Origin of the sequence: Promicromonospora sp. CA-289599 (genome assembly GCF_050936155.1) — a bacterium.
Taxonomy (GTDB): Bacteria; Actinomycetota; Actinomycetes; order Actinomycetales; family Cellulomonadaceae; genus Promicromonospora.
In genome coordinates this window covers 3,977,124-3,999,969 of record NZ_JBNJNI010000001.1, presented here as the reverse complement: position 1 = coordinate 3,999,969, position 22,846 = coordinate 3,977,124, and the positions used below count along the sequence as shown (strand labels likewise).

Genomic DNA, 22,846 nt, shown 5'->3' with positions numbered 1-22,846 from the left:
CGTCTCTGAAAACTACCGAAACGGCTACCGATCAGCCGGCACAGGCCATCACTCAGCGAGGTACGACTTCACCTCGACGTCGCCCGCGATGATGGACTCCTTGAGAGTCTGCACCTCTTCCCAGAGGGCCGGGTCCACCTTGTCCTCGAAGTTGTGCAGCGGCGCGAGGTCCACGCCGCCGTTCTCGAGGGTGCCGACGTACGGCGTCGGGTCGAACTCGTCGTTACCCGAAGCCAGGACAGCCTCCTCGGTCGAGACGTCCATCCCCTTCAGGATGGAGGTGAGCACGATGTCCTGCGTGGTCGGGTCCGACTCGTAGAAGTCGGCGTCCACGCCGATCAGGGCGACGTCCTCGCCCGAGTCCGCGATGGCGTCGATCGCCGACTGGTAGATCGGGCCACCGACGGGCAGGATCACGTCGACGCCCTGGTCCAGGATGTTCTGGGCGGTCTGCTTGGCCGCCGGGTCAGCCGCGAAGCCGCCGGTGAACGAGCCCTTCTTGCCGTCCCAGCCCACCACCTCGACGTCGGCGTCCTTGGTCTCGTTGTAGTAGTCGACGCCCTGCTTGAACCCGTCCATGAAGATCGTCACGGTCGGGAAGTCCATGCCACCGAACGTGCCGACCTTGCCGGCCTCCGAGTAGCCGGCGGCGAGATAACCGGCGAGGAACGCGCCCTCCGCCGTGTTGTACAGCAGCGGCTTGATGTTCTCCGAGTCGGTCTTGCCGTCGAAGTCGCCGTCGGCCGCGTCGTCGATGATGATGTAGTCGATGTCGGGGTTCTCCGCCGCCGACGCGATGGTGGTCGCGGAGAGGTTGAATCCCACCGTGACGATCGCGTTGCAGCCCTCGGACACCAGCGTCTGGACGTTGCCCTCGTACTCGGACGACGACGTCGACTGCACGTCGACCAGCGTGGTGCCGAGCTCGTCGGCCGCGGCCGTGGCGCCCTCGAAGCCGAGCTGGTTGAAGCTCTTGTCGTCGAAGCCACCCTCGTCCGAGACGATGCAGGGCTTGAAGTCGCTGGTGGCCTCGCCACCGGTGGTCTCCTCAGGGGCGGCGCCGCACGCCGAGAGCGCAAGCGCCGCTGCTCCCGCAAGGGCCGTAAGCCGAACAGCCTTCTTCACTGGTGCTCCTTCGATGGTCCAGACGGGCCTGATCCAAACAGGTCTGGGGCCCTATACCGCACCGAGGGTAGCCAGCGCATCCCGCATTTCGCGTTTCGAGACGGTAACCGGAGTAAGTCGTTACCGAAGCGTCATCGACAGGAACATCCAGCGGTCAGCTCGCCGCAAACTGGGCAAGGGCCCGCACGCCGACGCCGATCGCTCGCTCGTCCACCACGAGGTCGCCCTGGTGCAGGTCGTAGGTGCGTCCGCCGGGGGTCCGCACGCCGAGGCGGGCCATGGTGCCCGGCACCTTGCGGAGGAACCAGGCGAAGTCCTCGCCGCCCATCGACTGCTCGGTCAGCTGCACCGCGCCCGGGCCGACGGCCTCACGGACAGCGTTCTCGAGGTCGCCCGTCGCCTCGGTCTGGTTCTCGACCGGCGGCACGCCGTGCGTCACGGTCACCGAGACGCTGACCTGGTACGGAGCCACGATCTGCTCCACGGCCTCGCGCACCAGCTCGCCCGCCTTCTCCCAGGCGCGCACGTCGAGGCAGCGCAGCGTGCCCTTGACGATGCCGGTGGACGGGATCGCGTTGGGCGTCGAGCCCGCCTGCACGGCGCCCCACGTCAGGTTGACGCCGGAGCGCGGGTCGAGCCGGCGGCCGAGCACGCCGGGGGTCTGGGTGATGACCTGACCCAGCGCGAACACGACGTCGCCCGTGAGGTGCGGACGAGAGGTGTGGCCGCCGGGTGACGAGATGGTCACCATCACGGAGTCGCTGGCCGAGGTGATCGGGCCGATCCGGGTGCCCACGTGCCCGACGTCGAACTTGGGGTCGCAGTGCAGCGCCGCCATCCGGTCCACACCGTCGAGCTCGGAGGTCTTGTTGATGATGTCCTCGGCGCCGCCGGGGAAGACCTCCTCGGCGGGCTGGAAGAAGAGCCGGACGCCGCGGCGCAGGCGCCCCTCCTCCGCCAGCCGGGCGAGCACGAGGCCCGCGCCGAGCACGACGGTGGTGTGCACGTCGTGCCCGCACGCGTGCGCGACACCCGGCTCGGTCGAGGCGAACTCCACGCCGCTGGTCTCCTGCAGCGGGAGCGCGTCGAGGTCGGCGCGCAGGCCGACCCGGCCCTCGCCGCCGGGCCCGCGGTCCGGGCCGATGTCGCAGACCAGGCCGGAGCCGATCGGCAGCAGGCGCGGCTCCAGGCCGGCCGCCCGCAGGCGCTCGGCGACGACCTGGGTGGTGCGCGTCTCCTTGCGCGAGAGCTCCGGGTGCGCGTGGACGTCGCGGCGGAACGCGATCAGCTCCGCGTCCAGCCCGTCGGCGAGCTCGCCCACGCGGGCAGCCAGCGCCGCGACGACGTCCGTCGCGTTACCTCCGGGCACGTCTCCCACCGGCATCTGATCGCCCGAAACGATCTGATCGAAGTCGGCGAGAGTGACGGGCTGGGTCGGGTTCACCTGACCCACGGTAGCGCTGTCCGCCCCGCGAGACACGGCCGGGGCGTATCCGTCTCACGATGCGGGCATCGTTGAGATCGGGCATCGAGCGGTGGGGTCAGAGCAGGTCCGCACGGCCGCGTTCGCGCACCGCCGCGACCACCTCTTTCACCTGCTGGGCGCGCGCCCGCGTGGTGACGAGCAGCGCGTCGGGCGTGTCGACGACGACCACGTCGTCCAGCCCCAGCACCGTCACCAGGCGGCCCGACGCCGGGACCACCACGGAGCCGGCGCTGTCGATGCGCAGCACGTCGGCAGGGTCCCCGAGCACCTTGGCGCCGCTGTCGTCGTCGGACGGGAGGAGGACGGCGAGCGAGTTGTAGTCCCCCACGTCGTCCCAGCCGAAGGTCCCGGGCACGACGGCGACGCCGCCCGCCTCCGCGACGGGCTCGGCCACCGCGTGGTCGATCGCGATCTTCTCCAGGCCCGGCCACACGTCCGCGAGCACCGCGGCACGGCGCGGGGTGTCCCAGGCGTCCGCCACGAGGCGCAGGGAGTCGTGCAGCTCCGGACGCTGCTCGGCGAGGTGCCCGAGGAGCACCGAGGTGCGCGAGACGAACATGCCCGCGTTCCAGCGGTACTCGCCCGAGGCGAGGTACCGCCGCGCGGTGGCCGCGTCGGGCTTCTCCGTGAAGCCGCGCACGTGCAGCGTGTGCGGGGCGCCGTCGATCCCGAGCGGCTCGCCCGAGCGCACGTACCCGAAAGCGGTCGAGGGCCGCGACGCCGCGATCCCGACGGTCGTCACGTAGCCAGCGCGCGCCGCGGCCACCGCCTCGCGGACCGCGAGCTCGAACGCACGCGTGCCGTGGATCACGTGGTCCGCGGCGAACGAGCCGATGACCACGTCGCCGTGCCGCTTCTCCAGCACCGCAGCTGCCAGGCCGATCGCCGCCATCGACTCGCGTGGGGACGGTTCGGCGAGCACGGCGTCGTCGGACAGGCCGGGCAGCTGCGCGCGACAGGCCGCGACGTGCTGCTCGCCGGTGACCAGGATCAAGCCGTCCGACCCGACCAGCGGACGCAGCCGGTGCTCGGTGGCCTGGAGCAGCGACATGCCCGAGCCCACCAGGTCGTGCAGGAACTTGGGCTCCCCGCCCCGCGAGAGGGGCCAGAGCCGGGTACCCGACCCACCGGCCGGTACCACTGCGAAAAAGTCGTCGATCGGGGACGATAGGGCGGCGGCCGAAGTCATGCCCCGCAGGATGCCAGCAGGACAGCGTTCCCGTAGCCAGAACTCGCCGATCTCAGGGCGAACCCTGGCTGATCCCAGGGTCAAGTCCGGTAGCAACGCACGGGCGACCTGACGGGTGCCGGAAGCGATGGCATCTCCCCTGTGGGATCAGTCACAAATGCCGCGTCTTGATGCCTGTGAGGGCTGCCGGGCGGCGATCGAGGCGACCAGTTGTCATTACAGTGGGGACCAGCCACCCCCAGCCGGACAGCCATAGGAGGCTCCCGAAGTGCCCACCGCACCAGCAGGCACGTTGTACCGCGGCCGTGAAGGCATGTGGTCATGGGTCGCGCACCGCGTGACCGGCGTGCTGATCTTCTTCTTCTTGCTCGTGCACGTGCTCGACACTGCGCTGGTACGCGTGTCCCCCGAGGCGTACAACGCCGCGATCAGCACGTACCAGACCCCGATCATGGGGCTGGGCGAGGCAGGACTCGTGGCCGCGATCGTCTTCCACGCCTTCAACGGCATCCGCATCCTCCTGGTGGACTTCTGGGCCAAGGGCCCGAAGTACCAGAAGACGATGCTCTGGGTGGTCATCGGTCTCTTCGTCGTGACGATGGCGGGCTTCCTGCCACGGCACCTCATCAACGTCTTCACCGGGGGTCACTGATGGCACACGGAACCGCAGCGGTGGCGAAGCTCGACTCCCCGCGCTCCCCCTACGCCCGGCGCAAGACGACGCGCGGCAACTACGAGCTGTACTCGTGGGTCTTCATGCGGGCGTCCGGCGTCGTGCTGCTCGTCCTGATCTTCGGGCACCTGTTCGTGAACCTGATGGTCGGCGACGGCGTCCACGCGATCGACTTCGGCTTCGTGGCCGGCAAGTGGGCCAACCCGATGTGGCAGATCTGGGATCTCCTCATGCTGTGGCTCGCCATGATCCACGGCACCAACGGCGTGCGCACGATCATCAACGACTACGCCACGCGGGACCTGACGCGCGGGATCCTCAAGGGCCTGCTCCTCCTGGCGTTCACCGTCGTGGTCGTGCTCGGCACCCTGGTGATCTTCACGTTCGACCCGTGCCCGCAGGACGCTCCCGCGGAGCTGCTGGCCTCCTTCTGCACGGCCTAGCACTTCTGCACGGCCCAGCACGGCAGCACCGCAAGTCCCCCCAGCCCCACCCTCCGAAACTCTTCAGCAGGAGGCATCGAGCCCGATGCAGACCCATCAGTACGACGTAGTCATCGTCGGCGCCGGCGGCGCAGGCATGCGCGCCGCCCTCGAGTCGTCGAAGGAGGCCCGCACAGCGGTGATCTCCAAGCTGTACCCCACTCGCTCCCACACCGGTGCCGCCCAGGGCGGTATGGCGGCAGCCCTCGCGAACGTCGAGGACGACAACTGGGAGTGGCACACGTTCGACACCGTCAAGGGCGGTGACTACCTCGTCGACCAGGACGCGGCCGAGATCCTCGCCAAGGAGGCCATCGAGTCCGTCCTCGACCTGGAGCGGATGGGCCTCCCGTTCAACCGCACCCCCGAGGGCAAGATCGACCAGCGCCGCTTCGGCGGGCACACCCGCGACCACGGCCAGTCCGCCGTGCGCCGCGCGTGCTACGCGGCCGACCGCACCGGTCACATGATCCTCCAGACGCTCTACCAGAACTGCGTCAAGCAGGAGGTGGAGTTCTTCAACGAGTTCTACGTGCTGGACCTGATCACCGACCACGACCTCACCACCGAGGAGATCGCGGACGGCGAGGAGGTCAACGCGACCGGCGTCGTCGCCTACGACCTCGCCACCGGCGAGATCCACGTGTTCCAGGCCAAGTCGATCATCTTCGCCACCGGCGGTGCCGGCAAGATCTTCAAGACCACCTCGAACGCGCACACCCTCACCGGTGACGGCATGGCCCTGGCGTACCGCCGCGGCCTGCCGCTGGAGGACATGGAGTTCTTCCAGTTCCACCCCACAGGCCTCGCGGGGCTGGGCATCCTCCTGTCGGAGGCTGCCCGCGGCGAGGGCGGCATCCTGCGCAACTCGGAGGGTGAGCGCTTCATGGAGCGCTACGCCCCGACCATCAAGGACCTCGCGCCGCGCGACATCGTGGCCCGGTCCATGGCGAACGAGGTCCGCGAGGGCCGCGGCGCCGGTCCGAACAAGGACTACGTGCTGCTCGACCTGACGCACCTGGAGCCGGCGCACATCGACGCCAAGCTCCCGGACATCACCGAGTTCGCGCGCACCTATCTCGGCATCGAGCCCTACACCGAGCCCGTGCCCGTCTACCCCACGGCGCACTACGCCATGGGCGGCGTGCCGACCAACATCAAGGGCGAGGTGCTCCGCGACGGCGTCAACGTCGTCAAGGGCCTCTACGCCGCTGGCGAGGTCGCCTGCGTGTCCGTGCACGGCTCGAACCGGCTCGGCACCAACTCGCTGCTCGACATCAACGTGTTCGGCAAGCGTTCCGGGCGGGCAGCCGCCGAGTACGCCAAGACGGCGGAGTTCCGGGAGCTGCCCGAGGACCCGACGGTCCGCGTGGTCGCGCAGCTCGACGAGATGCGCAACCGGCCCGACGGCGAACGCGTGGCGGACATCCGCAAGGCGCTGCAGGAGAGCATGGACCTCAACGCCCAGGTGTTCCGCACGGGCGAGTCGCTGAACGATGCCCTCGCCGACATCCGCGAGCTGCAGAAGCGGTACCGCAACGCCTCGGTGCAGGACAAGGGCAAGCTCTTCAACACGGACCTCCTCGAGGCCATCGAGCTGGGCTTCCTGCTCGACATCGCCGAGGTCACGGTCGTCGCGGCCATCAACCGCAAGGAGTCGCGCGGCGGTCACTACCGCGAGGACTACCCGAACCGCGACGACGCGCACTACATGCTGCACACGATGGCCTACCGCCGCCCGCCCGAGGCGTCGGACCAGGCCGAGGGCCACGTCGAGGGCTACTTCGACCACGTCGAGGAGTTCGACGGCTACAAGGTCGTCCTGGGCTCGAAGCCCGTCATCCAGACCCGGTACGAGCCGATGGAGCGAAAGTACTGATGACTGCCACTCTCGAAGCCGCCGCACCGTCCCCCGCGGGCGAGATCCCCTCGTTCACGGTCACGATGCGGATCCGGCGGTTCAACCCCGAGGTGTCCGACGAGCCGACGTGGGAGGACTTCACGGTCGAGGCCCACGGCACCGACCGCGTGCTCGACGCCCTCCACAAGATCAAGTGGGACATGGACGGCTCGCTCACGTTCCGCCGGTCCTGTGCGCACGGCGTCTGCGGCTCGGACGCCATGCGGATCAACGGCCGCAACCGGCTGGCCTGCAAGACGCTGCTGAAGGACGTCAACCCCGACAAGCCGATCCTGGTCGAGCCCATCAAGGGCCTGCCGGTCGTGAAGGACCTCGTCGTCGACATGGAGCCGTTCTTCGCCTCCTACCGCGAGATCATGCCGTTCCTCATCACCAAGGGGAACGAGCCGTCCAAGGAGCGCTACCAGTCCCCCGAGGACCGCGCCCGGTTCGACGACACCACCAAGTGCATCCTGTGCGCCGCGTGCACGTCGTCCTGCCCGGTGTTCTGGACGGACGGGCAGTACTTCGGGCCGGCGGCGATCGTGAACGCGCACCGGTTCATCTTCGACAGCCGTGACGAGGGTGGGTCGCAGCGCCTGGAGATCCTCAACGACAAGGAGGGGGTGTGGCGGTGCCGCACCACCTTCAACTGCACTGAGGCCTGCCCTCGTGGGATCGAGGTCACGAAGGCGATCCAGGAAGTGAAGCGGGCCATGATTACTCGGGCTTTCTGACGCTTCTTTGTTCCTCCTCCGCCGCGGGCGGAAGGTAGGGGCGGCCGGCCTCGCTCACGCGCCCCAGGGGGCGCTCCGCTACGGCTTTACGGCCGGCCGCCCCTACCTTCCGCCCGCGGCTCTGTTGTCTGCGCACCTCAGCTGGTCTTCACCTGGGCGGGAGCGTCGGGCTCAGCCTTTGTGGTGGGGGTTTGGTTGGCGGGGACGACGGGGTTGGCGGGGACGGTGGGCGGGGCGTCGGTCTCCGGGCGGGTCTCGGCCTCTATGAGGGACTCCGACTGGGACATCCAGGAGGTGGCCAGGAGGAGGACCCTGGCCAGGAGGTTGACCAGGACCAGGACCGTGACCACCACCGCGAAGGACGCCAGGAGGGCGTTACGGGCGGCGGCCGTGGTGACGACCTCGGTGCCCAGGTAGCGGAGGATGCCGGCGAGTACGCCGACGGCCAGGGAGCCGGTCAGCAGGTCTCTCAGGGGGACGTGCATGCCGCCTACGTAGCGGACGACGGCGGCGACCACCGCGGCGTCGAGCACCAGGGTGACCAGGGCTCCGCCGGCTCGGACGCCGAACGAGACCGCCGGGCCCTCCAGGCCGAGGCTCTCCAAGGTCCACGGGACTGCCGCCGCGACGGCCACGCTCGCGGCCGCCGTGACGAGCACGCCTACGCCGAGCAGGACGAAGCCCAGGAGCTGCCGCAGGCGCTCCGTCACCGGGTTGCCGGCGTTCTCGGTCAGGCCGAACGTCGCACGTACCGAGGTGCGCAACGCGCCCATGAAGTTCGTGGCGGACCAGAGCAGCACCGCCACCGCGACGACCGACGTCCAGCTGATGCCCGAGGAGAGCACCAGGTCGGACGGCTTCAGGACGCCCCCGCTGCCGGTGTCCACCAGACCCGGAACCCAGGTGTCCACCTGGGTGAGGATCGCCAGCCGCAGGTCGGCGTTGCCCCCGAGCACCCGGACGAACAGCGTGTAGCCGAGGGTCAGGGCGGCGAACAGGGAGAACAGCGCGGCGTAGGCCATGCCGCCGCTGAGCACCGAACCGTTCGCGAGATCGTACTGCGCCAGCGCACGTGCGACCCGGGTCGCCTCCCAGCGTTTCCACGCCGCCTGTCCGAGCTCGATCAGCCGCTTCATCGCGACGAGCCTAGACGGTGCGCCCGTTCTCAGCCGAGGGGGAAGGCCGCCTGGGGGCGCCAGATGCCGTCGTCGCCGTGCTCGTACTGGTAGAACCGGTCGACGTCGAACTCGGCGGAGTAGTCCGCCATCGCCTCGAACGCCTTGTCGAGCGAGGAGTCCGGCACCTCGTGCGCGATGGTGACGTGCGGGTGGTAGTTGAACCGCAGTTCTCCGTCGAGGATGCCGGTCCGAACGCTCGCCTCGAGCTGCTCGCACTCGGAGATCCCCTGTGCCAGCGCCACGAACACGACCGGCGAGACCGGCCGGAACGTCGCAGTGCCCCGGAGCTGCACCGTGAACGGCGGCGCCGCGGCGGCCACGGCCGCCAGGTGCTCCCGCGCCTGTTCGAGCTGCCCGACGTCGAGCAGGGTGGGACCCAGCAGAGTGATGTGCGGGGGGATGAAGTGGGCGAGCGGGTCCTCGGCGGCGACCCGCGCCGCGCTCAGCTCAGCGGCGTAGGGCTCCGGGACCTCGATGGCGATCCCGATGCGAACCTGACCGGGGCCCCGCTCGGGAAGGTTCACCGGATGCCTCGTGCGGGGAGCAGCCCGAACCGCTCGTACATCCGGTCCAGCACCGGGCCGGCGATCGCGCGCGCCCGGTCCGCGCCGTCGGCCAGCACGCGGTCCAGCTCGGCCGGGTCCGCGAGGTAGGTGTCGGCCCGGGCCTGGAACGGCTCGAGGAAGGCGACGACGGCGTCGGCCAGGTCCACCTTGAGGTAGCCGTAGCCGCGGCCGTCGTACTCCTTGGCGATCTCGTCGATGCCACGGTCCGTCACTGCCGAGAAGATCGTCAGCAGGTTCGAGATGCCGGGCTTCTCCGCCGGGTCGAACCGCACGCCGTACGACTCGTCGGCGTCGGTCACCGCCGACTTGATGGCCTTGACGGCCTTCTTCGGGTCCTCCAGCAGCCAGACGACGCCCTTGCCACCCGTGCTGGACTTGCTCATCTTGGCGCTCGGGTCCTGCAGGTCCTGGATCTTCGCGACGGCCTTGACGATGTGCGCGTCCGGCACGACGGCGGTCTCCGCGCCGAACCGCGTGTTCAGCCGCTCGGCGAGGTCGCGGGTGAGCTCCAGGTGCTGGCGCTGGTCCTCGCCCACGGGGACCAGCGCGGCGTCGTACAGGAGGATGTCGGCGGCCATCAGCACCGGGTAGGTGAAGAGCCCGACGGTGGTGCCCTCGCTGCCCTGCTTCGCCGACTTGTCCTTGAACTGCGTCATCCGCCCGGCCTCGCCGAACCCGGTCTGGCAGCTCAGGAGCCACGCCAGCTCGGCGTGCGCGGCCACGTGGGACTGCACGAACAGGATGGAGCGCTCGGGGTCGACGCCCCCGGCGAGGTACTGCGCCGCGGTCCGCCGGGTGCGCTCGCGCAGCAACGCCGGGTCGGGGCTCACCGTGAGGGCGTGCAGGTCCACCACGCAGTAGAGCGCGTCGTAGGAGTCCTGCAGCGCGACCCACTGGGACAGCGCCCCGATGTAGTTGCCCAGGTGGAGCGACCCGTCAGTGGGCTGCATCCCGGAGAAGATGCGCTTCCGGGCGGGGCGGTGGGCAGAGACGCCAGCGCCCGCCGGGCTAGTGGTTTCGGACGACATGGCGAACATTCTGGCAGGTCCATGCGCGCTCACCGAATCGTCAGGTCGCTTCGTCGTCGTACGGCGCCTTCCCGGGTTCCGCGACCGCCCCGGCCGACGCCGCGGGCGTGCCGTACCGGTCCGCAGCGCGCGCAGCGGCCGGCGAGCCCGCGCCCGCCGGCCCCTCGTACGGGGTGTCGTCGAGCAGCGCGTCCCGCACGATCTTGCGCGGGTCGTACTGGCGCGGGTCCAGCTTGGACCAGTCGACGTCGTTGAACTCCGGCCCGAGCTCGTCGTCCACCCGCGCCTTCGCGGTCTGGAGCAGGTCTCGGCCGCGACGCACGAGCGAGCCGAGCTGCTCCGCATAGACGGGCAACCGTTCCGGGCCGATCACGAGCATCGCGACCACCAGAATGATCACGAGCTCCCAGCCATTGATGCCGAACACGCTCAGAGCCTACTCGCGTCGCGAGACCAGCCGGAGAACGCCAGATGAACCCGGTTCACTGACCGCTCGACCGCTCTTCGAGGACCACGCGGACCTCGCGCTCGTCGCCGTCGGAACGCACCTGGAGCGTGACCGGATCGCCCGGCGCCTTGGCCCGGATGGCGACGATGAGCTCGTCGGCCACCGACACGGGCCGGCCGTCGATCGAGAGGATCACGTCGCCGGGCTTCAGGCCTGCCTGGTCGGCGGGACCGTCCGGCGTCACGGCCGGCGTTCCCTGCTGCGGCTCCTGGGAGACCTGCACGCCCTCCCCCTGATAGGCGGGGTCGAGCAGCACGCCGATGATCGGGAACGTCGCGGTACCCGTCTCGATCAGCTGTTCGGCGGTGTGCCGCGCCTGGTTGGACGGGATGGCGAAACCGAGGCCGATGTTGCCGGTGGCCCCCGTCGTGCCCGGCCCTTGCGCGATCGCCGAGTTGATGCCGATGACCTCGCCCGCGGAGTTCACGAGCGGCCCGCCGGAGTTGCCGGGGTTGATGGCGGCGTCCGTCTGGATGGCGTCGATGAACGCGGCCTCGGCGGCCTCGCCCGCCTTCACGGGACGGTGCAGCGCGCTGACGATCCCGGTCGTGACGGTGGCCTCCAGGCCCAGCGGGGAGCCGACGGCGAGCACCGAGTCGCCGACCACCACCTCGTCCGAGTCGCCGAGGATGAGCGGCTCCAGACCCTTCTCCTTGACGCGGATCACCGCGAGGTCGTAGTCGGGGGTCGCGCCCACGAGCTCGGCGGGCTGCTCGTGGCCGTCCGAGAACGTCACCGTGACGTCCGCGCCGGAGGCCGCCTCGGCGACCACGTGGTTGTTGGTGAGGATGTAGCCGTCGGCCTTGAGGATCATGCCCGACCCGGTCGCGACGCCCTGCTGGGCACGCACCTCGATCGAGACCACGCTCGGCAGCGCCGCGGCGGCGATGGCGGCCACCGAACCCTCGGGGCGCTCCACCTGGGTGGCACCCGCCGCGGGCTTCGGGAGTGCCGCGTCCGCGGGCCGGGCGGACTCCTGCGACTCCAGCAGCGCGAAGGCGGCCGCGCCGCCGCCCGCGCCCGCGAGCAGCCCCAGCACCACGACGGCGGACACGGCGCGTGCGCCGAGCTTGCCGCGCCGGGGCCTGGCGCCCTGCGTCGTCGCGTGCGGATCGGTCCCGTGCGAGGCCTGGTGCGGGGTCTCCTGCGGGGCCTGCTGGTCGTCGGCGCCGGTCCCGCCGGGCGAAGGGGCCGCCACGGTGGTCAGGAACCCGGACGCCGGGAGCTGCGCGGTGGGCTGCTCACCAGGGCTGACGGCCGGCGGAGCCGGGACCGGGAGCCGCTCGGTGACCTGCTCGGGCGCGCTGGGCGGCGCGGGCACGGGTGTGGGATCCGCGGCAGGAGTCGTCGACTCGTTCGCGGGAGGTACTGCTGCACGCGGCGTGGGCGGCGCGAACGGGTTCTCGTCGGTCATGGGCTTTCGATGACTCCTGTCACGGTGTGCCACCCGCGGGCGATGCGGGGCAGGACCCCGGCATCGTAGCCATGCTCACCGAAGGACGCCACGAGCTGGGTCAACACCTCGTCCGGCGCGTCCGCCACGACGTCGACCACCATGTCGTCCGACTGCCACGCCACGTGAGCCGGTTCGGACGCGAGGACCCGGACTCCCCCGGCGCCGACGGCGCCGTCCTGGGCGAGCTGGCCCGGGCGTTCGCGGACCACGGCGTGACCGGACGGCCCGACGAGATCGATCTCGAGCGTCTGCCCCTGATCGCCCACCAGCCGCATCGCCGAGACGGTGTACCCGTCGGGCAGCTCGCTGGGCGCGGCCCAGCCGTTGTCCGCCGCCCAGTCGAGCGCGGCGGGCGTGAGCTGGTCGTACGTGACGTCGAGCGTGGCGAGCACGTCCTGGCCCGCCGCCGCCGTGTCCGGACCCGTACGGCCCAGCATGGTCATGCTGGTCTGTGCGGAGAGCTGCGGGGACACGACGGGAACGTCGCCGAGCGTGAACAGGGCAAGTCCCAGGACGCCGACGCCGCCCACCCCGAGCGCGGTGATCCGCGCGGTACGACGGCGTCGTGCCGGACGGTCGACACGGCCGTCGAACCCGGCTCCGACGTCGAAGGCCGACGTCTGCCACATCGGCGCGGACAGCGGGTCCGGGCCGAGGAAGGGCCGGCGCAGCGGGTCGTCGTCGGTGGGCGGGATGCTCGCCTGGAGTGCCATCAGGCGTGCGGTGAGCGCAGGGTCCGGCACCACGTCGGCGGCCGAGGAGAGCGCACGCCGGGCCGCACGGGCCGAGTCCAGCTCGCGGGCGCACAGGCGGCACATCGTCACGTGGGACAGGGCCCGCTCGGTCTCCGCGGGTGAGAGCTGTCCGTCCGCGAGCGCGCTGATCAGGTCCCCGAGGTGGCTCATCGCACGCCCCCGCGCGTCGGCGCCAGGTGCTCCAGTGCATCGCGGAGCTGGGCGCGCGCCCGGTGGATCCGGGAACGCACCGTCCCGAGCTTGACACCGAGCGTCACGGCGATCTCCTCGTAGCTCAGGCCCTCGATGTCGCACAGCACGACGGCGGCGCGGTACTCGGGGCGCAGGGCGTCGAGCGCCTTCTGCACGTCCTGGTCCAGGTTGGCGTGCTCGTACCCGCGCTCCGGGCGGCCGAAGTCACCGGTGTCGGCGACGTGGCCGTCGTCGTCCCCCATCGCCTCCATGCGGATGCGCTTCTTGCGGCGCGCGCCGTCGAGGAACAGGTTGGTGGTGATGCGGTGCAGCCAGCCCTCGAACGTGCCGGGCGTGTAGCTGGACAACGAGCGGAACACCCGGATGAAGGTCTCCTGCGTGAGATCCTCGGCGTCCTGCTTGTTGCCGGTCAGCCGGTAGGCGAGCCGATAGACGCGTGCCGAGTGCTCGCGGACTATCTCTTCCCAGGTAGGCGGCTGCCATGGCATGTCGACGGCGCCGGCCCCGGAAGGTGCCGACGCGCTCAGGTCCGCTGCGTGAGTGCTCACAGAAGTCATCGTCCTCTCAACGTACGTCAAAGCCCAGGCGTTCCCACGGGCTGTACCCTGACGCCGCACGTGATGTACACAACTGTCCGACTCCAGCGGAGGAAGCCATCAGCACAGCGGAGCCGTCAGGCCACGGCAAGGTCGCGGCATGGGTCTACAGCGAGGCCTTCGTCCCCGAGGACGAGGTACTCCTGCGCGCCCGCGAACGCGCCTCCGAGCTGGGTTGCCCGGCCGTGCTGCCCGGTGTCGGCGCGGTGCTCCGGGTGCTGGCCGCGGCGACGAAGGCGCATGCGGTGGTGGAGGTGGGCACGGGTGCCGGTGTGGCGGCGCTCTGGCTGCTCCGGGGTATGCCGTACGACGGCCAGCTCACCACCATCGACCGTGAGGTGGAGCACCAGCGGGCGGCGCGGGCGGCGTTCGCCGAGGACGGTGTCGCCCCCCAGCGCACGCGGATCATCCCAGGCCGGCCCGGCGACGTGCTGCCCCGCCTGGCGGACAGCGCCTACGACCTCGTGCTCGTGGCGAGCGACCCGCTGGGCTACCCCGAGTACGTCGACGAGGCCCTGCGGCTGCTCCGCCCGGGGGGCGTGCTCGCGATCGACGGTGCGCTGCTCCGGGACCGGGTGGCGGATCCTGCCCGTCGCGACGAGCTCACCACAGTGGTGCGCGAGGTGGGCCGGACCCTGCGGAACGACGAGCGGGTGCTGCCTGCCATGCTGCCGAGCGGGGACGGATTGCTGCTGGCCGTCCGTCGCTGACCCGCCGGGAGGGCCGGTTTCCACGGCGGACGGCCAGCGCGAGGATCAGTTCTTACGAGACGACGGTCTGGAGAGCGTCGCCGAGCTCGCTTGCCTCGGTCGCGTTGAGCTCGACGACGAGCCGACCGCCGCCCTCGAGCGGCACACGCATGACGATGCCGCGCCCTTCCTTGGTGACCTCGAGCGGTCCGTCACCCGTTCGCGGCTTCATCGCAGCCATGTGTGGCTCTCCCATTCCGTTGTCCGGTGTGTAGCAGCATTCATGTTCCCGGCGAACGCCGAGGGCACAGAACCATTCTAGTTCAATTGGCGCCCCTTACTTTCCACGCGCCAATTCGTCGGCCCTCGTCGGATCAGAGTCGGATCAGAGCCGGATCAGGCAAGACCGCGCAGCGCGACGGCCGGTGGCGCCTCGTCCCGGACCGCCGCCACGAGGTCGAGAACACGTCGTGTGGCGACCACGTCATGGGTGCGGAAGACGCGGGCGCCGAGCCAGGCCGCGACCGCCGTCGCGCCCAGCGTGCCCTCCAGCCGTTCCTCGGGCGGAAGGTCGAGCGTCTCCCCCACGAAGTCCTTGCGGGAGAGCGCCATCAGCAGCGGGAAGCCGAGCCCCGCCAGCGAACCGGTGCGGCGCAGGAGGTGCAGCGAGTGCCAGGTGTTCTTGCCGAAGTCGTGAGTCGGGTCGACGAGCACCGACTCGCGCGGGACCCCGCACGCCACCGCCCGCTCCGCGGCCGCCCGGAGGGTGGACACGACGTCGGCCACCAGGCCGTCCCGCCCGTCCTCGCCGGTCGAGCCGGTCGAGCCGGTCGAGCCCGTCGGGACCGCCGGCGGGCCGTACTCCACGCGGTACGGGTCCGTGCGTGGGGTCGCCCCGCCCGTGTGGGAGCAGACGACGCCGACGCCGGCGGCCCCCGCCACCTCCACCAGGGCCGGATCGTGCCCGGCCCAGGTGTCGTTGATGAGGTCGGCGCCGACGTCGATGGCCGCACGGGCCACGCCCGCACGCCAGGTGTCGACGGAGACGAGCAGGTCGGGCACCGCGCGCCGGACCGCCGCCACGAACGGGACGACGCGGCGGATCTCCTCGGCCTCGTCGACCGGCGACCCGTTGCCCGCCCGGACACCACCGACGTCGAGGATCTCCGCGCCGTCCTCGTACGCGTGCCGCGCCGCCGCCAGCGCGGCGTCGTCGTCGGGCACCCGGGCAGGGGCGTAGAACGAGTCGGTGGTGCGGTTCAGGACCGCCATCACGACGGGGCGCACGGCGCGCCCGTCGCGCCCCACCTCGCGGCCGCGCAGTACCAGCGGCGCGGACCCGGGCGGAACCGCCGCGACGGGCCCGTCCAGACCGTCCACCTATGCGCCGCCCACGGTGCTCGGCAGGCCGGGGCCCTCGAGCGCTGCCTCCTCGGTGGCACGCTCCGCGGCCGCTGCCGCCTGGAGCGCGGCCTGCTCCGCCTCGATCTGGTGCACCCGCTCGACGACGTGGTCCACCGCCTCGGCGGGGTCGTCGGTGAGGTAGACGATGTCGAGGTCGGCCTCGCTGATGGTGCCGTGCGTCAGCGCCGTGGACCTGATCCATTCCAGGAGGCCGCCCCAGTACTCCTTGCCCACCAGGACGAGCGGGAACTGCGTCACCTTGTGCGTCTGAACAAGGGTGACTGCCTCGAACAGCTCGTCGAAGGTACCGAATCCCCCGGGCATCACGATGAATCCCTGTGCGTACTTCAGGAACATCGTCTTTCGCGCGAAGAAGTACCGGAAGTTGATGCCTAGATTCACGTACTCGTTGACGCCCTGTTCGAAGGGCAGCTCGATACCGAGACCCACGGATGTGCCACCCGCTTCGGCGGCGCCCTTGTTCGCGGCCTCCATCACACCGGGTCCACCACCCGTGATGACGGCGTACCCGGCCTCCACGAGCAGCCTGCCCACGGTCTCCCCGGCGAGGTAGTCCTCGTGGTCCGGCTTGGTCCGCGCCGAGCCGAACACCGACACCGCCGGCCCGAGCTCAGCGAGCGCACCGAAGCCCTCGACGAACTCGCTCTGGATGCGCATCACGCGCCACGGGTCGCCGTGCAGCCAGTCACTGCCCTGGTCGGAGGCCAGGAGTCGCTGGTCCGTGGTGGTCTGCGGGATCTGGTTCCCGCGGAGCAGTACCGGGCCGCGGCGGTAACCGCGGCCGGACTGTGGAATGCCGTCGTCGCTCATGCGCCCAAACTATCCGCCGAGGAGCCAGGCTCGCAGCGCGTCCCTGCACTGCGCGAGCTGCGCCACCGGAAGGCGCTCGTCGTCCTTGTGCGCGAGCAGGGGGTCGCCGGGGCCGAAGTTGACCGCCGGCACGCCCAGCTCGGAGAACCTGGCGACGTCGGTCCACCCGTACTTCGGCGCGGGCACACCACCGGTCGTGGCGAGCACGGACCGCACGAACTCGGCGGCCAGCGGGTCGTCGAGGCCCGGGCGCGCTCCGCCGGCGGCGTCGGTCACGACCACGTCGAAGCCCTCGAACACCTCCCGCAGGTGCGCCTCGGCCTCCTCGACGGAACGCGACGGCGCGAAGCGGTAGTTCACCTCGACCACGCACGCGTCAGGGATCACGTTGCCCGCGATGCCGCCCTCGATCCGCACCGCGTTGAGGCCCTCGCGGTAGACGAGGCCGTCGACCTCCACCTCGCGCGGCGCGTAGGCGGCGAGCCGGGTCAGCGCCGGGGCCACCGCGTGTATCGCGTTCTCACCGGTCCAGGCCCGCGCCGAGTGCGCCGCGACGCCGCGCGTGCGCAGCTCGACGCGCATCGTGCCGTTGCAGCCGCCCTCGATCCCGGCGTCGGTCGGCTCACCGAGGATCGCGAAGTCGCCCCGCAGGAGCTCCGGGCGGTTGCGCGCGAGGCGGCCCAGGCCGTTCAGCGCCGAGTCGACCTCCTCGTGGTCGTAGAAGATCCACGTGAGGTCGTGCGCCGGCTCACTGCCCGGGGCTCCGATCTCGATCGCCAGCGCGAGCGCCACGGCCACCCCGCCCAGCATGTCGACGGTCCCCCGGCCCCACAGCACGGCGTCGTCGCCCTCGCCGACCAGGCGCGTGGGCAGGTTGTCCGCGATCGGCACGGTGTCGATGTGCCCGGCCACGACGACGCGCCGGTCCCGGCCCAGGTTCGTCCGGGCGACCAGGGCATCGCCGTCGCGCAGCACCTCCAGGTGCGCGCAGCCGCGCAGCAGAGCCTCGATCGCGTCCGCGAGGGCCTTCTCGTCCCCGCTGACGGACGGGATGTCGCAGATGGCCCTGGTGAGGGCGACGAGGTCGGACTCATTGCCGGTCGAGTTGCCCGCCGGGTCGAGCAGGGCGGGGTCGATCACAGTATCCACAGGGCAACACTAGGTGCTGGTCACGGCCGTTACGCTGAAGCCATGACGACCGCATGGGGTTTCGGCCTTGCCACGATCGCCGACGACGGCACCACCCTCGACACCTGGTACCCGGAGCCCGCCCTCGGCGAGGCCCCCGTCGGCGCCGCCGCGCCCGAGACCCTCGCGGCGCTCGCCGGCACGGACGAGACACGCCGCGTGCGGCTCGAGGTCGTGACCACGCAGATCGACCTCGCGGACCCGCCCAAGGACACCTCCGACGCCTACCTGCGGCTCCACCTGCTGTCGGCCCGCGTAGTGCGCCCGCACGGGCTCAACCTGGACGGGATCTTCGGCGTGCTGACGAACGTCGTCTGGACCAGCGCCGGCCCGTGCGCCGTCGAGGGCTTCGAGGAGACCCGCGTGCGGCTGCGCGCCCGCGGCCACGTCACGGTGTTCGGCGTCGACAAGTTCCCGCGCATGGTCGACTACCTGGTCCCGTCGGGCGTCCGCATCGCCGACGCCGACCGCGTGCGCCTCGGCGCACACCTCGCCCCGGGCACCACCGTGATGCACGAGGGCTTCGTGAACTACAACGCGGGCACCCTCGGCTCGTCGATGGTCGAGGGCCGCATCTCGGCCGGCGTCACCGTCGGAGACGGGTCCGACGTCGGCGGTGGTGCCTCGATCATGGGCACCCTGTCCGGCGGGGGCAAGGAAGTGGTCTCGCTCGGCGAGCGGTGCCTCCTTGGTGCCAACGCGGGTCTCGGCATCCCGCTCGGTGACGACTGCGTGGTCGAGGCGGGCCTGTACCTCACCGCGGGGAGCAAGGTCACCGTGCTGGGGGCCGCCGTCGACCCGACCGGTGACGGCACCGCCGCGGTCAAGGCGCGCGACCTCGCCGGCCGCAGCAACCTCCTGTTCCGGCGGAACTCCACGAACGGCGCCGTGGAGGTCCTCGACCGGACCGGTGTCGGGATCAAGCTCAACGAGGCCCTGCACGCCAACTGACCAGCACGGACAACAGGGAGCACGCATGGCACTCCTGGCCGAGGCCGGTCGGCCGGCCCCGCCGCCCGTGGACGGTCCGCGGTCGCACCGGCCGCTACGGCGCGCCCTCAAGTACGTGCTGGCCGTCGGATCGGTGTGCGCCGTCGCGACGGTCGGCATCGTCGTGGGGCTGAACAGCCTGACCGGCGCCGGTCCGGTCACCGAACGGTGTGCCGCACTGCTGGACGGCTCGGACTGGTACCTGTCGCCCGACCAGGCGGACAACGCTGCTCTCGTGGCCGGTACCTCGGTCGCCCGCGGCCTGCCCGCACGGGCGGCGACGATCGGGCTGGCCACCGCGCTGCAGGAGTCGAAGCTCATCAACATCGACTACGGCGACCGCGACTCGGTGGGCCTCTTCCAGCAGCGCCCCTCGCAGGACTGGGGCACCGTCGAGGAGATCATGGACCCCGTGTACTCGACCAACGCGTTCTACGACGTGCTGGTGGAGGTCGAGGGGTACAAGGACATGGCGGTGACGGAGGCCGCGCAGGAGGTGCAGCGCTCCGCGTACCCGGACGCCTACGCACAGCACGAGACACGGTCGCGCGCCTGGGCGTCCGCCCTCACCGGCAACTCGCCCGAGTCCCTGTCGTGCGAGCTGGGTCCTGTCGCCGACGGCGACCAGCTCGCGCCCGACGCCGCCCGCGACGTGGTCGTGGGGCGCCTGGGCCGCGACCTGGGGCTCGCTCCCGCGACCGGCGCCGCGGACCCGAACCGCCAGGACCCGGCGTCGCCCACCGTGACCGTGGACGCGACGCCGCTCACCCCGGACGACCCCCAGCGCGGCGGCTGGGCGACCGGCCAGTGGGCCGTCGCGACGGCTCACACCACACGGGCCGTCGAGGTGCACGTGGCCGACCGGGTGTGGCTCCGCGAGGAGGCCGCCTGGGTGGGCGCCGAGACCCGGCTCGCTCCGGGCGAGGTCCGCATCACGGTGGACGCGGCCGAGTAGCGCACCCTGTCGCAACGTCGTAGACGTGTCAGACCCTCAGGTCACCGGAGTGACCTGAGGGTCTGACACGTCTGCGGGGTTCTGACAGGTCAGATGCTGCCGTCGCCACCCATGAGGCCGGCCATGCCCGAGGGGTTCCCGCCCTCGTTCTGCTTCGGCATCGGGCGCTCGTAGCCCTCGTCGATCTGCAGCTCCGCGATGTCCTCACCGAGCTTGGCCAGCAGAGCGTGCCGCGCATCGCGGCGCCGGCGCTGCTCCAGGGGCTCCGGCACGGGTGCCGCCGCGATGAGACGCTGCGTGTACTCCTCGCGGGGGTGGTGCAGCACCTCTTCGCGCGGGCCCTGCTCCACGATCTTGCCGTTCTGCAGCACCACCACCCGGTGGGCGAGCAGATCGATCACCGCGAGATCGTGACTCACGAAGAGGCAGGCGAACTTGTAGCGCTCCTGCAGCGCCGTGAACATCTTCAGCACGTTGGCCTGCACGGAGACGTCGAGAGCCGACGTCGGCTCGTCCGCCACCAGCAGCTCCGGATCGAGCGTGAGCGCGCGAGCGATGCTCACGCGCTGGCGCTGGCCGCCGGAGAGCTCGTGCGGGTAGCGGTTGTAGGCGCTCCGAGGCAGCTCCACGGCGTCGAGCAGCTCCAGCACGCGGCGCCGCCGCGACTTGTCGTCGCCCTCCTTGTGCACCACCAGCGGCTCCGCGATCACGTCGCCGATGGGCAGGCGCGGGTTCAGGGAAGACGCCGGGTCCTGGAACACGACGCCGATGCGCCGGCGCAGGGCCTTGAGGTCCTTGCCGCGCATCTTCGTGAGGTCGCTGCCGAGGATCGACACCGAGCCTGACGCCGCCGGGATGAGGCCGAGGGCGCACTTCGCGATGGTCGACTTGCCGGAGCCCGATTCGCCCACGAGGCCCACGATCTCGCCCTGCGCCACGGACAGCGACACGTCGTCGACGGCGCGGAACGTGGGCTTGCCCAGCCGGTGGTACTCGATGACCAGGTTGCCCAGGTCGAGTGCCGGCAGGTCCTCGGGAGCCGCGGCCACCGGGGCGACGTCGCCGAACTGGCCCGGTCCGGACCCCAGGTGGGGCACGGCGGCCAGCAGCCGCTTCGTGTACTCGTGGCGGGGATGGTTCAGCACCTGGTCGGCGGTGCCCGTCTCCACGAGATCACCCTTGAGCATGACGGCGACGCGGTCGGCCATGTCCGCCACGACACCCATGTTGTGGGTGATCAGGAGGATGCCGGTGTTCAGCTTGTCCTTGAGCGAGCGCAGCAGGTCGAGGATGTCGGCCTGCACGGTCACGTCGAGGGCGGTGGTCGGCTCGTCGGCGATGATCACCTTCGGGTCGCACGCGATGGCCATCGCGATGACCACGCGCTGGCGCTGACCGCCGGAGAGCTCGTGCGGGTACTGCTTGAGGCGACGCTCCGGCTCGGGGATCCCGACCATGCCGAGCAGCTCCACCGCTCGCGCCGTCGCCTGCTTGCCGAACGCGAGGCCGTGCAGCTGCAGGCCCTCGGTGAGCTGGTCCCCGATGGTGAGCACGGGGTTCAGCGCGGTCATGGGCTCCTGGAAGACCATGGCGATGTCGTTGCCGCGCATGTTGCGCAGCCCCCGACCGTCGAGGCCGCCCACCACCTTGTCGCCCACGCGGATGGTGCCGCCTACGCGCGCGTTGCTGGGCAGCAGGCCGAGCGCCGTCATCGAGGTGACGGACTTGCCCGATCCGGACTCGCCCACGAGCGCGACGACCTCCCCCGGGCGCACCTCCAGGTCGATGCCCTTGACCGCGTGCACATCGCCGAACTCGGTCTTGAACGTGACGCTGAGGCCCTCGAAAGAGAGGACGGCGTCGCCGGCCGCCGTAGCGGGACCGGGAGCGCTGATGTCGAGAGTGGTCATGCTCAGTCCTTGGTCCGGTTCTGGCGGGGGTCGAACGCGTCACGGAGGCCGTCGCCGATGAAGTTCACACACAGGGCGATGGTCAGGATCATCAGGCCCGGCCACCAGAACAGCCACGGCCGGGTCGCGAAGGCCGCCTGGTACTCGGAAATGAGGGTGCCGAGGGATGTGTCGGGCGGCTGCACGCCGAACCCGAGGAAGCTCAGCGAGGTCTCCAGCAGGATCGCGCCGGAGATGGAGAGTGTCGCGGACACGATGATCACGCCCACTGCGTTGGGCAGCACGTGCCGGCTGATGATGCGCCACGGGCTCGTACCGACAGCCTGGGCAGCGAGCACGAAGTCACGCTCGCGCAGCGAGAGCACCTCGCCGCGCACCAGACGGGCCAGGCCCGTCCAGGTGACCAGGCCGAGCACGAGGGCGAGGCCCAGGATGCCCCAGTCCGACGCCGTCTTGCCGAGCACCGCGGCGATGACCAGCAGCGGGATGACGATGAAGACGTCTGTCACACGCATGAGGACCGACTCCAGCCACCCCCGGTAGAAGCCGGCCAGGGCCCCGATCAGCGTGCCCACGACGGTCGAGATGATGCCGACGGCGAACGCGATGATCAGCGAGAACTGCGTGCCGCGCATGACCAGGGCGAAGTAGTCCTTGCCGCCCGTGTCCTGGCCGAACGGGTACGCCCAGGTGGGGGCGCCGTCGCCGATCTTGTCGTACTGGAGCGCGTAGTCCTTGGGCCACCAGCCCGGGATGGAGCCGACGCCGATGGACGTGAAGGCTACGACGATGATGATGCCGAGCACGATCATCGATGTCAGCGCGGCGCGGTGGCGGAAGAACCGGCGCGCCACGAGCTGGCCCTGGCTGTAGGACTTGTCCTCACCGGGCAGGGGGGCGGCCGAGCCGCCGGCAGCGAGGCCGACCGCGTCGATACCGGTGGCCGACGGCTGGGGCTCGTAGTCCTCGCCGCCGGGGTTGCTGTTCCTGATGTCACTCATGTTCTGT

The 22,846-nt window shown here is 70.9% G+C and carries 23 protein-coding genes; 7 read left to right on the top strand and 16 right to left on the bottom strand.

Translation table 11 applies throughout. The features are described from left to right. Window positions 1–48: 48 nt before the first annotated feature. The 3 genes from ACQEVI_RS17735 to ACQEVI_RS17725 form a co-directional block, all read right to left on the bottom strand. A complete protein-coding gene (locus ACQEVI_RS17735; protein WP_432901171.1) occupies window positions 49–1,125 on the bottom strand; it encodes a BMP family lipoprotein in 1,077 nt (358 codons plus the stop codon). A 154-nt stretch (window positions 1,126–1,279) separates the two neighbouring features. Continuing rightward, on the bottom strand, window positions 1,280–2,509 hold the full coding sequence (locus ACQEVI_RS17730; protein WP_432905992.1) for an amidohydrolase: 1,230 nt from the start codon (window positions 2,507–2,509) through the stop codon (window positions 1,280–1,282). Window positions 2,510–2,666: 157 nt separating this feature from the next. Further along, window positions 2,667–3,800, bottom strand: coding sequence for a mannose-1-phosphate guanylyltransferase (locus ACQEVI_RS17725; protein ID WP_432901169.1), 1,134 nt, complete (start codon window positions 3,798–3,800; stop codon window positions 2,667–2,669). Between the two features lie 268 nt (window positions 3,801–4,068). Between ACQEVI_RS17725 and sdhC the strand changes: the two genes are divergently transcribed. The 4 genes from sdhC (at window position 4,069) to ACQEVI_RS17705 (ending at window position 7,592) form a co-directional block, all read left to right on the top strand. Beyond that, window positions 4,069–4,452, top strand: coding sequence for a succinate dehydrogenase, cytochrome b556 subunit (gene sdhC, locus ACQEVI_RS17720; protein WP_357505716.1), 384 nt, complete (start codon window positions 4,069–4,071; stop codon window positions 4,450–4,452). Next, window positions 4,452–4,916 (top strand): succinate dehydrogenase hydrophobic membrane anchor subunit, encoded by a 465-nt coding sequence (locus ACQEVI_RS17715; protein WP_432901166.1) that lies wholly within the window; start codon window positions 4,452–4,454, stop codon window positions 4,914–4,916. Before sdhC ends, ACQEVI_RS17715 begins: the two co-directional genes overlap by 1 nt. Window positions 4,917–5,001: 85 nt before the next feature. Then, entirely contained in the window at window positions 5,002–6,834 is a 1,833-nt protein-coding gene (gene sdhA, locus ACQEVI_RS17710; RefSeq protein WP_432901165.1) for a succinate dehydrogenase flavoprotein subunit, read from the top strand. Next, window positions 6,834–7,592, top strand: coding sequence for a succinate dehydrogenase iron-sulfur subunit (locus ACQEVI_RS17705; RefSeq protein ID WP_357445147.1), 759 nt, complete (start codon window positions 6,834–6,836; stop codon window positions 7,590–7,592). The genes sdhA and ACQEVI_RS17705 overlap by 1 nt, the downstream gene beginning before the upstream one ends. A 137-nt stretch (window positions 7,593–7,729) precedes the next feature. On the opposite strand, the gene ACQEVI_RS17700 is transcribed toward ACQEVI_RS17705, so the two are convergent. The 7 genes from ACQEVI_RS17700 to sigE are packed head-to-tail and all read right to left on the bottom strand — an operon-like array spanning window position 7,730 to window position 13,763. Next, on the bottom strand, window positions 7,730–8,728 hold the full coding sequence (locus ACQEVI_RS17700; protein WP_432901162.1) for a YihY/virulence factor BrkB family protein: 999 nt from the start codon (window positions 8,726–8,728) through the stop codon (window positions 7,730–7,732). A gap of 29 nt (window positions 8,729–8,757) precedes the next feature. Further along, on the bottom strand, window positions 8,758–9,294 hold the full coding sequence (locus ACQEVI_RS17695; protein ID WP_432901161.1) for a 2'-5' RNA ligase family protein: 537 nt from the start codon (window positions 9,292–9,294) through the stop codon (window positions 8,758–8,760). Continuing rightward, a complete protein-coding gene (gene trpS, locus ACQEVI_RS17690; RefSeq protein WP_432901159.1) occupies window positions 9,291–10,364 on the bottom strand; it encodes a tryptophan--tRNA ligase in 1,074 nt (357 codons plus the stop codon). Before trpS ends, ACQEVI_RS17695 begins: the two co-directional genes overlap by 4 nt. A 40-nt stretch (window positions 10,365–10,404) precedes the next feature. After that, on the bottom strand, window positions 10,405–10,791 hold the full coding sequence (locus ACQEVI_RS17685; protein ID WP_432901157.1) for a twin-arginine translocase TatA/TatE family subunit: 387 nt from the start codon (window positions 10,789–10,791) through the stop codon (window positions 10,405–10,407). Between the two features lie 55 nt (window positions 10,792–10,846). Then, entirely contained in the window at window positions 10,847–12,286 is a 1,440-nt protein-coding gene (locus ACQEVI_RS17680) for a trypsin-like peptidase domain-containing protein (protein ID WP_432901155.1), read from the bottom strand. Then, window positions 12,283–13,233 carry a zf-HC2 domain-containing protein gene (locus tag ACQEVI_RS17675; protein ID WP_432901153.1) on the bottom strand — a complete coding sequence of 317 codons (951 nt, stop codon included), beginning with the start codon at window positions 13,231–13,233 and terminating at the stop codon, window positions 12,283–12,285. The genes ACQEVI_RS17680 and ACQEVI_RS17675 overlap by 4 nt, the downstream gene beginning before the upstream one ends. Next, complete coding sequence (gene sigE / locus ACQEVI_RS17670) at window positions 13,230–13,763, bottom strand: RNA polymerase sigma factor SigE (RefSeq protein ID WP_377139156.1); 534 nt, start codon at window positions 13,761–13,763, stop codon at window positions 13,230–13,232. The genes ACQEVI_RS17675 and sigE overlap by 4 nt, the downstream gene beginning before the upstream one ends. A 293-nt stretch (window positions 13,764–14,056) precedes the next feature. Between sigE and ACQEVI_RS17665 the strand changes: the two genes are divergently transcribed. Then, on the top strand, window positions 14,057–14,581 hold the full coding sequence (locus ACQEVI_RS17665) for an O-methyltransferase (protein ID WP_432901151.1): 525 nt from the start codon (window positions 14,057–14,059) through the stop codon (window positions 14,579–14,581). A 52-nt stretch (window positions 14,582–14,633) separates the two neighbouring features. Here the strand turns inward: ACQEVI_RS17665 and ACQEVI_RS17660 are convergent, their stop codons facing one another. The 4 genes from ACQEVI_RS17660 to dapE form a co-directional block, all read right to left on the bottom strand. Continuing rightward, window positions 14,634–14,801 carry a DUF3117 domain-containing protein gene (locus ACQEVI_RS17660; RefSeq protein WP_419703859.1) on the bottom strand — a complete coding sequence of 56 codons (168 nt, stop codon included), beginning with the start codon at window positions 14,799–14,801 and terminating at the stop codon, window positions 14,634–14,636. 155 nt (window positions 14,802–14,956) lie between these two features. Continuing rightward, complete coding sequence (folP, locus tag ACQEVI_RS17655) at window positions 14,957–15,940, bottom strand: dihydropteroate synthase (protein WP_432901149.1); 984 nt, start codon at window positions 15,938–15,940, stop codon at window positions 14,957–14,959. Further along, on the bottom strand, window positions 15,941–16,795 hold the full coding sequence (locus tag ACQEVI_RS17650; protein WP_432901147.1) for a TIGR00730 family Rossman fold protein: 855 nt from the start codon (window positions 16,793–16,795) through the stop codon (window positions 15,941–15,943). Window positions 16,796–16,804: 9 nt separating this feature from the next. Then, the gene (dapE, locus tag ACQEVI_RS17645; protein ID WP_432905989.1) at window positions 16,805–17,935 is read right to left on the bottom strand and encodes a succinyl-diaminopimelate desuccinylase; all 1,131 of its coding nucleotides are present in this window, start codon (window positions 17,933–17,935) and stop codon (window positions 16,805–16,807) included. A gap of 51 nt (window positions 17,936–17,986) precedes the next feature. Between dapE and dapD the strand changes: the two genes are divergently transcribed. Beyond that, entirely contained in the window at window positions 17,987–18,934 is a 948-nt protein-coding gene (dapD, locus tag ACQEVI_RS17640) for a 2,3,4,5-tetrahydropyridine-2,6-dicarboxylate N-succinyltransferase (protein ID WP_432901145.1), read from the top strand. 25 nt (window positions 18,935–18,959) lie between these two features. After that, entirely contained in the window at window positions 18,960–19,928 is a 969-nt protein-coding gene (locus tag ACQEVI_RS17635; protein WP_432901143.1) for a hypothetical protein, read from the top strand. Between the two features lie 89 nt (window positions 19,929–20,017). On the opposite strand, the gene ACQEVI_RS17630 is transcribed toward ACQEVI_RS17635, so the two are convergent. Both ACQEVI_RS17630 and ACQEVI_RS17625 read right to left on the bottom strand, forming a co-directional pair. Next, window positions 20,018–21,838 (bottom strand): ABC transporter ATP-binding protein, encoded by a 1,821-nt coding sequence (locus tag ACQEVI_RS17630; RefSeq protein WP_432901142.1) that lies wholly within the window; start codon window positions 21,836–21,838, stop codon window positions 20,018–20,020. 2 nt (window positions 21,839–21,840) lie between these two features. After that, window positions 21,841–22,839, bottom strand: a complete 999-nt coding sequence (locus tag ACQEVI_RS17625; RefSeq protein WP_432901141.1) for an ABC transporter permease — start codon at window positions 22,837–22,839, stop codon at window positions 21,841–21,843. Between the last annotated feature and the right edge of the window lie 7 nt (window positions 22,840–22,846).